This window comes from Pontibacillus salicampi, assembly GCF_042434395.1.
Lineage (GTDB): Bacteria > Bacillota > Bacilli > Bacillales > BH030062 > Pontibacillus > Pontibacillus salicampi.
This window is the reverse complement of the sequence record NZ_JBHLTP010000003.1, coordinates 425,317-437,254: the sequence shown is the minus strand read 5'-3', so window position 1 is coordinate 437,254 and position 11,938 is coordinate 425,317. Positions and strand designations below refer to the sequence as shown.

The 11,938-nt window shown below is 42.5% G+C and carries 10 protein-coding genes; 3 read left to right on the top strand and 7 right to left on the bottom strand.

Annotation, left to right across the window (positions count from 1 at the left end; translation table 11 throughout):
- Positions 1 to 9 precede the first annotated feature (9 nt).
- The 7 genes from ACFFGV_RS03645 to ACFFGV_RS03615 form a co-directional block, all read right to left on the bottom strand.
- Positions 10 to 993: an alpha-ketoacid dehydrogenase subunit beta gene (locus ACFFGV_RS03645; RefSeq protein ID WP_377345210.1), complete on the bottom strand. Its 984-nt coding sequence runs from the start codon at positions 991 to 993 to the stop codon at positions 10 to 12.
- Between the two features lie 13 nt (positions 994 to 1,006).
- Positions 1,007 to 2,005: a thiamine pyrophosphate-dependent dehydrogenase E1 component subunit alpha gene (locus ACFFGV_RS03640; RefSeq protein WP_377345209.1), complete on the bottom strand. Its 999-nt coding sequence runs from the start codon at positions 2,003 to 2,005 to the stop codon at positions 1,007 to 1,009.
- A 15-nt stretch (positions 2,006 to 2,020) separates the two neighbouring features.
- Complete coding sequence (gene lpdA, locus ACFFGV_RS03635; RefSeq protein WP_377345207.1) at positions 2,021 to 3,439, bottom strand: dihydrolipoyl dehydrogenase; 1,419 nt, start codon at positions 3,437 to 3,439, stop codon at positions 2,021 to 2,023.
- Between the two features lie 13 nt (positions 3,440 to 3,452).
- Positions 3,453 to 4,544: a butyrate kinase gene (gene buk, locus ACFFGV_RS03630; RefSeq protein WP_377345206.1), complete on the bottom strand. Its 1,092-nt coding sequence runs from the start codon at positions 4,542 to 4,544 to the stop codon at positions 3,453 to 3,455.
- Between the two features lie 28 nt (positions 4,545 to 4,572).
- On the bottom strand, positions 4,573 to 5,667 hold the full coding sequence (bcd, locus tag ACFFGV_RS03625; RefSeq protein WP_377345204.1) for a branched-chain amino acid dehydrogenase: 1,095 nt from the start codon (positions 5,665 to 5,667) through the stop codon (positions 4,573 to 4,575).
- Positions 5,668 to 5,682: 15 nt separating this feature from the next.
- A complete protein-coding gene (gene yqiS, locus ACFFGV_RS03620) occupies positions 5,683 to 6,588 on the bottom strand; it encodes a phosphate butyryltransferase (protein ID WP_377345202.1) in 906 nt (301 codons plus the stop codon).
- A gap of 113 nt (positions 6,589 to 6,701) precedes the next feature.
- On the bottom strand, positions 6,702 to 8,783 hold the full coding sequence (locus tag ACFFGV_RS03615) for a sigma 54-interacting transcriptional regulator (protein ID WP_377345201.1): 2,082 nt from the start codon (positions 8,781 to 8,783) through the stop codon (positions 6,702 to 6,704).
- A gap of 138 nt (positions 8,784 to 8,921) precedes the next feature.
- On the opposite strand from ACFFGV_RS03615, the gene ACFFGV_RS03610 reads away from it, so the two are divergent.
- From ACFFGV_RS03610 to ACFFGV_RS03600, 3 genes are all read left to right on the top strand, one after another.
- Positions 8,922 to 9,152 (top strand): DUF2627 family protein, encoded by a 231-nt coding sequence (locus ACFFGV_RS03610; protein ID WP_377345200.1) that lies wholly within the window; start codon positions 8,922 to 8,924, stop codon positions 9,150 to 9,152.
- A gap of 118 nt (positions 9,153 to 9,270) precedes the next feature.
- Positions 9,271 to 11,184, top strand: a complete 1,914-nt coding sequence (locus ACFFGV_RS03605; protein WP_377345199.1) for a DUF294 nucleotidyltransferase-like domain-containing protein — start codon at positions 9,271 to 9,273, stop codon at positions 11,182 to 11,184.
- Positions 11,185 to 11,919 carry a 3'-5' exonuclease gene (locus ACFFGV_RS03600; protein ID WP_377345198.1) on the top strand — a complete coding sequence of 245 codons (735 nt, stop codon included), beginning with the start codon at positions 11,185 to 11,187 and terminating at the stop codon, positions 11,917 to 11,919. It abuts the gene before it with no gap.
- The last annotated feature ends 19 nt before the right edge of the window (positions 11,920 to 11,938 follow it).

The following is an 11,938-nucleotide window of genomic DNA, read 5'->3' as shown; positions in this document are numbered from 1 at the left end:
CTTAACCTATTAAAATTCAGCTAAATCACGCATGGCTTTCTCCACTTTATCAGGATTCATCATAAAGTATTTTTCCATCGTTGGTGCATACGGCATCGATGGTACATCTGGTCCCGCCAGACGCTTAATTGGTGCATCTAGGTCAAAGAGACAGTTCTCTGCTACTATGGCGGAGACTTCTCCAATGATGCTTCCCTCTAGGTTGTCCTCAGTAATAAGCAATACCTTCCCAGTTTTCTTGGCTGCTTCAATGATTGCTTCTTTATCAAGGGGATAAACGGTACGAAGGTCGAGTATATGGGCGTCAATGTCATCCTCAGCCAGTTTTTCTGCTGCTTGAAGGGCAAAATTCACACATAATCCGTACGTAATAACCGTAATGTCAGACCCTTCTCGCTTTACATCCGCTTTCCCAATTGGCAATGTATAATCTTCTTCAGGTACCTCACCTTTAATCAGACGATAGGCGCGTTTATGTTCAAAAAACAGGACAGGATCGTCATCACGTATAGCAGCCTTCAGTAACCCTTTCGCATCATATGGGTTTGACGGCATAACGATCTTGAGACCTGGTGTGTTTGCAAACACTGCTTCAACTGACTGCGAGTGATACAATGCACCATGCACTCCACCACCATAAGGGGCGCGAATAGTGATTGGCGTATGCCAATCGTTATTAGAGCGATAGCGGATTTTTGCAGCTTCAGATAAAATCTGGTTCACCGCAGGCATAATAAAGTCAGCAAATTGCATTTCTGCTACTGGACGCAGCCCATACATAGCTGATCCAATTCCAACACCGGCAATAGCAGATTCAGCAAGTGGGGTATCAATAACTCGAGCTTCACCAAATTCATCATATAACCCATCCGTCGCGCGGAAGACTCCTCCGCGCTTACCAACGTCTTCCCCTAGGACGTAAACTTTATCATCACGAGCCATCTCTTCATGAAGCGCTTTAGTTATGGCTTGGATATAGGACATTACTGGCATAATCTTCGCCTCCTTACTCTTTCGCCGCATATACGTACTTCAGAGCACTCTCTGGTTCCGCATAAGGGGCGTTTTCTGCATAGTCAGTTGCATCATTAATTAGTTTCTTCAGCTCTTCCTCCAGCTGTTGTTCCTTCTCTTCTGTTAAAACACCAACTTCTTGAAGGTATGCCTTAAAGGTGATTAGCGAATCTTTTTTCTTCGCTTCCTCAACCTCTTCTCTTTCCCGATAAGTACGGTCATCATCATCACTGGAATGGGCTGTTAATCGATACGATACAGTTTCAATCAACGTAGGACCTTCGCCATTTCTTGCACGATCTGCCGCTTCCTTCACTGCTTCATAAACTGCTAGAGGATCATTTCCATCGACAGTGTACCCTGGCATGCCATAGCCTTGAGCTCGATCAGAAACCTTCTCACAGGCAATTTGCTTTTCAACGGGTACGGATATGGCGTATTTATTATTCTCTACCATGGTAATAACAGGGAGCTTATGAACGCCTGCAAAGTTTAATGCTTCATGGAAATCTCCTTGGTTGGATGACCCTTCCCCTAATGTTGTCAGGGTAACAAAGTCCTTTTGCTGCATTTTCGATGCTAAAGCAAACCCAACTGCATGAGGAACCTGTGTTGTTACAGGTGAAGAGCCCGTAATAATTCTGTTCTTCTTTTGTCCAAAGTGACCTGGCATTTGGCGTCCACCTGAGTTTGGATCCTCAGCTTTCGCAAATCCAGACAGCATTAAATCCTGTGCTGTCATACCAAAGGATAATACAACACCCATGTCTCGATAATATGGTGCTACGTAGTCTTTTTCCCTGTCTAGTGCGTAGGAAGCCCCTACTTGTGCAGCTTCCTGACCCTGACAGGAAATAACGAACGGTATTTTACCGGATCGGTTTAATAACCACATCCGTTCATCTATTTTTCTGGCCAGTAGCATCGTGCGATACATGTCTAACACTTGTTCATCTGAAAGACCTAATTGGTCGTGGCGATTTTCAGCCATCATAGTCCCTCCTTATTATCCGTGAATTTGTTTTCCATCCACTGCTAAAGCTGCTTCCCCCATTACCTCTGACAGTGTCGGATGTGGATGGATGCTTTCTGAAATTTCCCATGGCGTTGCGTCTAATACCATAGCCAGCCCGGCCTCTGAAATCATATCTGTCACATGCGGTCCAATCATGTGGACTCCTAAAAGATCATTATTTTCCTCATTGGAAATAATTTTGACAAACCCATCTGATTCACCATAAACAAGTGCTTTACCTATGGCTTTAAAAGAGAACTTGCCCTTTTTCACCTTATAGCCTTGCTCCTTAGCTTGTTCCTCTGTCAGCCCAACACTCGCAACCTCTGGATTGGAATAAATGCAGGATGGAACCTGATTCATATCCATAGAATGAGGGTTTTGGTCGGCCATATGCTCTACAGCTGTTATGCCTTCATGAGAAGCGACGTGCGCAAGCTGCATGCCGCCAATTACATCCCCAATAGCATAAATGTGAGATTCCTTCGTCTGATAAAATTCATTCGTTACGATAGCACCATTCTCGACTTGAATATCCGTGTTTTCAAGACCAATATTCTTCACATTAGGAGATCGTCCTACTGACACAAGCATCCTGTCCGCTGCATATGATTTCGTCTCGCCTTTATGCTCAGCCTGGACTTCAATTCCATTGTCTTTCTTTAAGGTTTCAGGCAGCACCTTCGCACCTGTAACCAGTTTAACCCCTTTTTTCTTCATTAGACGGGTCATTTCCTTGGCAATTTCATGATCTTCAGTAGGCAATATACGCTCTGTATATTCCAGTACGGTTACTTCTACGCCAAAATCAGAAAGCATGGATGCCCATTCTATTCCGATAACTCCGCCTCCAACGATGACAATGGAGTTCGGTAATTCTTGCATACTCAACGCTTCGTCAGAGGTCATCACATACGATTCATCCACATCAAAACCTAGAGTACGTGGACTTGAACCTGTTGCTATGAGTACATTTTTAGGGATAAGCATCGGATTTTCTTCCCCGTTATTCAGTTCAACAGAAATGGTCCCGGCTGAAGGGGAGAAAATGCTTGGTCCAAGTATCCGTCCATACCCTTCATACACATCAATTTTCCCTTTTTTCATTAACCCTTCGACACCTTTATGTAAGGTATCAACAATGGATTGCTTGCGTTCCTGAACTTTCAAAAAGTTTAACGTAGGCTCGGTCGTTTCTACCCCATATGTATCTGCTTCCTTCGTTTGCTTAAAGACTTCAGCACTCCTAAGCAACGCTTTAGATGGAATACAACCTCTATGAAGACACGTTCCTCCAAGCTTTCCGCTTTCCACGATAGCTGTTTTCAAACCTAGCTGTGATGCGCGAACAGCTGCTACATAACCTCCTGTTCCGCCACCGAGAACTACTAAATCATACTCTTCTGCCATAGTTTTTCTCCTTTCACCCAATAGGGTTAGGATATGTTTTAGGTTGCTCTACTTCTCGAAGCACACGTAATGCTCCTTCATTCAGTGCTTGTAGTTCATTTTCTCCCGGATATATAAGACAGTCAGCAATCCAGTTTACTCTTTCTGTGATCATTGACACGAATTCTTTACCATAAGCTAGTCCACCAGTTAAAGCAATCGCATCCACCTTGCCGTGAAGAACGGAACTCATGGAGCCGATTTCCTTGGCAATTTGATAGGCCATAGCGTCATATACCTCTCTAGCTACCTCGTCGCCGGCTTCGATTCGCTTTTCCACGTCTAAAGCATCATTGGTCTCGAGATATGCCATTAATCCACCCTGTCCAACTAGCTTTTTCATAATTTCTTCTTTATAATACTCTCCTGAAAAGCACATAGAAACAAGGTCTCCAGCTGGGACGGTTCCAGCTCGTTCAGGGGAATAAGGACCATCTCCATGGAGACCATTATTCACATCAATAACCTTGCCTTCTTTATGGGCACCAACCGTAATACCTCCGCCCATATGGGTTACGATTATATTCAATTGGTCATACGGTCTCTCTAAATCCTCTGCCACTTTTCTTGCTACCGCTTTTTGGTTAAGGGCATGGAAAATACTTTTCCTCGGAATTTCAGGTACGCCAGAAAACCTAGCAATCGCATCCAATTCATCTACTACAACCGGATCTACGATAAAGGCAGGGATATTTAATCCGTTGGCTATTTCCTTAGCTATAATACCGCCAAGGTTGGAGGCATGTTCTCCATTATAGCCAATTTTCAAATCATGAAGCATATCTTCATTAACCAAATAGGTCCCACCTTCAATCGGTCGAAGCAGCCCTCCTCGCGCACAAACCGAATCTAATTTGGAGATGTTGATGCCCTCATGGTCGAGAGCATCAACAATCGTTCTTTTCCGAAATTCAAATTGGTCTATGATACGGTTATACTGAGAGGTTTCCTCTGTTTTATGCCGGATGGTTTCTTCAAAGATACACTGTTCATCTGCAAAAACACCGATTTTCGTAGATGTAGATCCAGGATTAATCACTAGAGTTCGAAAAGATTGTGTGTGCATCATCATTACCTCCAATGACTTGTTCCGTTTAGCGACGGCTTAAAATGTTATGACCATTTTGCAAAAAGGTGCTCTTTGTCTTACGCATTTTCTCAATACGCTCCTCTGCCATACGGTCTGCTGCTTTATATGTTGGGATATTGTCACGACGTGCAATCTCAAATACGCGGCTGACATTGTCATAAATAGCTTCCACGCGCTTCATCGCACGCTCACGGTTGTAGCCGTACAGCTCATCAGCAACGTTAATTACCCCGCCGGAATTAATAACGTAATCAGGTGTATAAACGATACCCATTTCATGGATACGGTCTCCATGAGTTGTTTCTTTCAGCTGATTATTAGCAGCTCCTGCAATTACTTTAGCCTTTAATTGAGGGATGGTATCGTCGTTAATAGTTGCCCCTAGCGCACAAGGAGCATAAATATCACAATCAACACTATATATATCTTCTGTATCGACTGCTTTAGCGCCAAACTCTTCTACTGCGCGATTTACGGCTTCCTTGTTAATATCCGTAACAATAAGCTGTGCACCTTCGTCATGCAGATGCTTACATAGGTTGTAGGCAACATTTCCCACACCCTGAACCGCTACTACTTTACCCTCTAGATTATCAGAACCAAAGGCTTCCATTGCAGCAGCTTTCATGCCACGATATACCCCATAAGCTGTTACAGGTGATGGGTTACCAGAAGAACCAAAAGCAGGCGAGATCCCTGTTACATAATCGGTTTCCTCATGAATAGTATCCATGTCGTACACGGTTGTTCCTACATCCTCCGCAGTAATATAGCGGCCATTTAAGCCTTGAATAAACCGGCCGAATGCACGGAACATCTCTTCGTTTTTATCTTGCTTAGGATCCCCGATGATGACTGTTTTTCCTCCACCAAGATTTAAGCCTGCAGCGGCATTTTTATAAGTCATTCCCTTTGCCAAACGAAGAGCATCTACAATGGCATCCTCTTCAGAAGCATAAGTCCACATTCTCGTCCCGCCAAGAGCAGGGCCAAGCGTAGTATCATGAATCGCGATAATTGCCTTCAGCCCAGATTGTTCATCCTGACAAAATAGTAATTGCTCGTAGTCATACTCTTTCATATAGTTAAAAATCTCCATTATTGTTTTCCTCCTCTATGATCTTTCAGATGTAAGTAACGCTAAGGCTAATGAATATAATTTACTCTCTGCTGTATCAGCGCGAGAGGTTAAGACAATCGGTGCTTTCGCTCCACTAATGACGCCTGCTACCTGTGCCTTGGCAAAATATATAAAAGATTTATAAAGTGCATTAGCCACTTCAATGGAAGGAGCAAGTAATATATCAGCTCTACCTGCAACCTCAGATTGAATCCCTTTTTGCTCAGCCGCTTCGATGGATACGGCGTTATCAAATGCCAGCGGACCATCGACGATGCAGCCCTTAATTTGACCGCGCCTTTGCATTTGGGAAAGGGTAGCACCATCCACGGTAGCAGACATTGCGGTGTTCACCACTTCTACTGCCGCCAGCGGAGCTACTTTTGGCATTTCTATTCCAATTGCATGGGCCACCTGTACTGCATTAGAAATAATTTGTGCTTTTTCCTCTAGGGAAGGCTCTATGTTCATACCAGAATCGGTTAGAATCGTAAACGTATCACGGTCGGGTACTTCAAACACAGCAACATGGGATAGGACATTACGCCCTCGTATGCCATATTCTTTATTTAACACCGCTTTTAGCACCATTTTTGTCTCTATGTTACCTTTCATCACTACATCCGCATTTCCAGATGATACAGCTTGTACTGCCTCTGTTGCTGTATTGTTGATATCTGGAACAGATAGAAGCTCTATTTCATCTCTTGTCACGTCCAAATCAATCGATGCTGCTATGCGCTGGATTTGGTCCACATCCCCAACCAATGTAAAATTGGCAAGTTCATGACCTAACGCAAGCTGAACAGCTTTCAAAACCCCTTCATCAGCTGCTTGTGCGATAGCTACTCGTTTTTTATGTTGTTTATCTACTTTGGAGAGTAACTGCTCTAATTTCATTTCTAACCCCTTCCATACATGGTTCACCATTTACATATGCAAAAAGCGTGCCAAAGTCTTTATATTTGAAAGCGCTTTATTTCAGCGTTTTACACCTTGCAATAAATTGCATGCTATGAAAAATCTTGCATGCTATTCTTGTCAATTTCGTACTTTTCCAGCTTGTAATACAAATTACGAATCGATATCCCGAGACTTTCTGCTGTTCGCGTTTTGTTAAATTGATTATAGCGATACGCTTCCAAAAGCACCTTCTTTTCAAAAGAATCAAGGGTTTCCTGCAACGCTTTACCATTCCAGCCTTCGACACTTGTAGGTTCCTTTAGATCTACGTTTTTCGGATGATTCCATAGCTCCGGTATATGACTGAGCTTTACCTCTTCTTCATGCATCGTCATATAAATCATAGCGCGACCAATAATATTCTCTAATTCTCTCACATTTCCAGGCCAGTCATACGCCTTTAAATAGTCCATTGCTTGCTCATCCACTTCATTTACATTCCTTCCATATTCCTGATTCAGCTTTTGAATAAGATGATTGACGAGAAGAGGAATATCTGACCTCCGCTCTTTCAATGAAGGAATAAAGATAGGGAGCCGGTTTAAGCGGTAGTATAAGTCTTCTCGAAAAGCTCGATTCATAATCGCCTTCTCTAAATTAACATTTGTTGCTGCGATAATTCTTACATCAATGTTGACCGGCTTCGTTCCACCTACACGAACAATTTCCTGCTCCTGCAATGCCCGCAACAACTTAGCCTGCATATTTAAGGACAGCTCTCCAATTTCATCTAAAAAAATACTTCCATTGTTCGCTTCCTCAAACAAGCCTCGCTTCCCACCTCGCTTGGCTCCCGAGAAGGCCCCTTCTTCATAGCCAAACAATTCACTTTCAAGAAGTGATTCAGCTATGGATGCACAATTGACACGAATAAATTTATTATGTCTCCGTGTACTCTCGTTATGAATGGCATGGGCAAACAATTCCTTCCCTGTACCAGACTCTCCTCTTAAGAGCACCGTGGCCGGCGTTTTCGCTCCAACCTTCGCTTGTTCAAGAGCGAGCAGCATTTCTTGGGATTGTCCGATAATGTCATGGAACGTATATTTAGCCTCGAGGTTTCGAATAATCTGCCGTGCTTTCCGAAGCTCACTCGTCAGGGATTGTATCTCTGAAACATCATGCAGAACACCTACACTACCTTTGAGCTTTCCGTCTACAATCACTGGGGCTACATTGACCAGAACTTCTTTTTTCGATGGGCCGACGCTCATGCGAACTCCCCGCACAGGTCGTCTTGTTTTCAGCACCCGCAAGTGCATACTCTCCCCTTCTGAAATATCTACCGTCGCCGGCTTTCCAACAATGTCTTTTTCAGTCAAACCAGTAATACGACTATAGGCAGGATTGATCATGATGCCCATACCATGCTCATCCACAACAGATATCGCCTCTTCTGAAGAATGAATGATTGCTTCTAGCATCGTTTTTACTTCTTTTAAGTCCGTAATCTCTTCCGCTAAATTTACGACTTCGGTAATATCCTTGAAAACCGAGAAGGCTCCCATCATTTCATTTTCAGCGCCAATTAATGGGATTCTAGTTGTCACAATCTTGCGGCCATTCTCAAGAATTAGCTTTTGGTTTACTTCTTTACGGCGCACCTTCATAACCGCAGGTAATCTTGTCGATGGGATTAGCTCTTGGATGCTTTTTTCTTTTGCTTGCTCTTTCTTCACATCTAAAATTCTTTCCGCACTTCGATTGACAAATGTCACCTGCTCATTAGCATCAATGACAACCATGCCATCATGTATGGAATTCAAAATAAGCTCTTGATTGTCCGTTTGTCGTTTTAATGCGGACAATAAGCTGTTCTTCTCTTCTAACAGCTCCGAGGTAATGTAAGCTACAGAGCCAGGGATTACTACAGTTTTCTTAGACCTTGCCTGAAGCAGCTCTTCAAATACTTCCTCATCTCCGGTTGCTTCAATGACAATGTCAATATCATGCTGAAGCCACACCTTCCAATTTTGGCCCGTCTGAATCCCTTTTTCCTTCGCTAACCGAATACCAGGAGCATCCTCTTTTATATCAATGACAGCTACGATATCCATCTTCTCTGTACCGCTTAACAGGGTTAGAAGAGCTGTTCCACCTTTACCGCCACCAACCACAAGTACTCTTTTCATCCGCATCCTCACCTTGCAAGTATTTGCATGATTTCACTATATCGGAACCTGCATGAATTAGCAAGCATGAATATTCTTTTCGCTTTACCATGCAATTTGCTATACTACAATGGAAATACTTATGAGGAGAGACCTATTATGGCCCGTTTGATTGCAGTGCTGATTTTATTTATTCCTGGTGCATTTTCTGTATTAGGAATTAAAATGATGAGAGATACGCTATTTGCCATTGAGTATCCACTTTTTTTTAGTCTATGGTTCCAATTTATTGTCGGTTTTTTATTATTTTTATTAGGTTTATTTTTTATCGGCGGTTTTATTTTATACCGGGATCGGAAGCAAGGTAAAACGAAAGGACGCTTTAAATAAGAAAGATAGGAGGATACATCTTTCCTCCTATCTTTAATCAGGCCCCGGGCTGTGACATTGCTATTCATACCATTATTTGCATACCGTTGCAGAACATATCTATATAGGAGGAAAGCTTTTGGAAAAATACTTAGAAATGTTTCAACATCAGCACCCGTTTAATTTATTAACAGATGACCAGCTGCAAAGAATGTTCAATGGAGCATCTTTGCAAACCTTTTCCTCCAATCAGTTTCTTTTTCATGAGGATGAACCTGAAGAGGAGATAAACATTCATTTTGTGCTGACCGGGCTTGCTAAAAACATTATGCACAAAATAAATGGCCAACAAGTATCCGTACGCTTTTACTATCCAGGAGATATTGTTGGGATTATGATTATGCTCACAAGCGGGGAGATGAAGTTCTCCGTACAAGCTATCGAGGAAACCAGTACCCTCCGCTTTAACAAGGGTAATTTCTTAGAGGTTATGTCTGAAAATCAAGCCTTTTCCAAAATAGTTATGGAGGGCATTAGCAACCTTATGCAAAGTTTGTATCATGAGGTGAAATATAAAACAAAGGATGCAAATGAGGATCAGCACGACCGTGAATTATTTAAGCAGCGCGTGGACACCTATGCAGAAGCGCCTACGCTTATCAATCCTAAAACTCCTCTAGTAGAAGCTGTTGAAAAGATGGAGGAATATAAAGCCGGCGGTCTCATTGTATGTAATGAGGAGCAGGAATTGATTGGTGTGTTGAATTACCAGGATATCTTTAAAGCATACCGTAACCATGATTTCACTAGTCTAGTGGAGGATTATGTGAAGGAAGAACCTTATTTTGTAGCAGATCGCGACTTCATTTACGATGCCCTATCCTATTTAAAGCACAATCCAGCGAGTATTATTCCGGTTTTAAACCGATTCAAAGTAGTAGGGCAGCTCCGTCAAACCTCGTTCTTAAATATGCAAGATTCTATATACTTCGATTTACGCTATCGCGTACAAAAAGCCCGCTCACTAGAAGAGGTGAAGGGCCTCTCACCAATGTATAACTCCTCCTTCCAACGGTTCGTATCTCAACTTCTGGAGGACCACATGCTGGCCTATGATGTGTGTGAGCTTATTTCGAGCTATAACGATGAAATTCATAATCAAATTATCCACCTCGCAGAACAGCAAATGCTGGAGGATGGATATGGCACCCCCCCGATTAACTATTGCTTTATTGTAATGGGAAGCGAGGGTCGTAAAGAGCAAGCGTTTAGTACGGATCAGGATAATGGAATTATATTAGACAACTATGAGCATATGGAAAATAAAGAAGAGATTGAACAATACTTTGCGAAATTCACGAAGAGCATCAACTATATGCTAGAGGAGTGCGGCTACCCCTTATGTAAGGGAGGTATCATGGCTAAAGAACCGAAGTGGCGGCAATCCTTGCAAGGATGGTTTACGTCTCTTCATGAATGGCTGGAGAAAATGGATGCGGCAGAAATTAGAGACTTCACTATTTTCATGGATTTTCGACCGATTGTTGGTGACTTTACGCTCGCCTACGAGCTTCGGAGCTATTTAACCAAACGGATGGAACGATCGCTTAACCTTCAGCAATTATTAATGAAGGATACGCTTCGATTCCGTGTTCCGATTCAACCATTTGGAAGAATTACTGCAACCGGAAAAACAAGAATGCTCAATATAAAGAAGGCTGCTATTATGCAAATTGTCAACGCTGTCCGAATTTATGCCGTTAAATATGGCGTAGAGGAAGTGAATAGCATTAAACGGCTGGAAGTATTAGTGGAAAATGAGCGTTTTCATCCAAGAGATGCTGAAAATGCCAAGCTCTCGTTACACCGGCTATTAAAATTCCGGCTGGAACAGAATTTAGAGGAGATACAATCAGAAGGTCCACTGACTAACGATATTAGCATTAATTCCCTTTCCCGTTCTGACAGAAAAATATTACGAGAAGCACTATTAATCGCGAAACGCCTCCAGCAAGTACTAGAGCTAAGCTATAATCGAAATCGGGTGGTCTAAATGTTTCCTATTGACTTGGAAATATTAAAATATGTACTATACGAAAGATATATCTTTGCCATTAAACAACGTCCCTTTCGCAAGACAGATGATTATATTTCTTTACAGGAAACGCTGGTCCATTACCGTAGAAAGAGAAGCCTGTTAAAGGAGCCGATACAAACTGCTCCATTTACTATTTTTGATCTAGAGACGACAGGTCTTTTTCCAGAATTAGGGCACGAAATTATATCGATAGGGGCTATAAGAATCAATGGTACACAACCATTAACCTATCAACGATTTCATCAGCATATTAAACCCATTCGACCTGTCTCAAAGCGCACAAGGGATTTAACAGGACTGACTAAAGAAGATTTAGCAAATGCCCCAAGCTTTCCGAAGGCATTTCAGGAATTTCTTCAGTTTTGTGAAGGCTCTATTCTTGTTGCCTATCCAGCAGCATTCGATATGCACTTTGTAGAAAAAATGCTGAAGCGCTGGAAGCTCCCCGTTACAACACCATACACCATTGATGCACAGGCTATAGCGAAACAAATATACCCTAACCAACGGACTCAGTTAGACCGAATGATCGCGGAGTTAGGCATACAGAAACTAGGGCGGCATCACGCTTTAAACGACGCCATAATGACTGCAGAGCTGTTTCAAGTATTATTAAACGAATGCCATCAACGAGATATCCACACGACACACGAACTAATGGAAATAGCTCAATCAATAGGAAAAAGCTGAATGCGGGAACACCCACATT

Coding starts and splice junctions, on each gene's coding strand:
- ACFFGV_RS03615 (WP_377345201.1), bottom strand. CDS start 8,783: ATGAAAAGAGTACTTGTGGTTGGTGGCGGTAAAGGTGGAACAGCTCTT.
- ACFFGV_RS03600 (WP_377345198.1), top strand. CDS start 11,185: ATGTTTCCTATTGACTTGGAAATATTAAAATATGTACTATACGAAAGA.
- ACFFGV_RS03640 (WP_377345209.1), bottom strand. CDS start 2,005: ATGGCTGAAAATCGCCACGACCAATTAGGTCTTTCAGATGAACAAGTG.
- bcd (WP_377345204.1), bottom strand. CDS start 5,667: ATGGAGATTTTTAACTATATGAAAGAGTATGACTACGAGCAATTACTA.
- yqiS (WP_377345202.1), bottom strand. CDS start 6,588: ATGAAATTAGAGCAGTTACTCTCCAAAGTAGATAAACAACATAAAAAA.
- ACFFGV_RS03645 (WP_377345210.1), bottom strand. CDS start 993: ATGCCAGTAATGTCCTATATCCAAGCCATAACTAAAGCGCTTCATGAA.
- lpdA (WP_377345207.1), bottom strand. CDS start 3,439: ATGGCAGAAGAGTATGATTTAGTAGTTCTCGGTGGCGGAACAGGAGGT.
- ACFFGV_RS03610 (WP_377345200.1), top strand. CDS start 8,922: ATGGCCCGTTTGATTGCAGTGCTGATTTTATTTATTCCTGGTGCATTT.
- buk (WP_377345206.1), bottom strand. CDS start 4,544: ATGCACACACAATCTTTTCGAACTCTAGTGATTAATCCTGGATCTACA.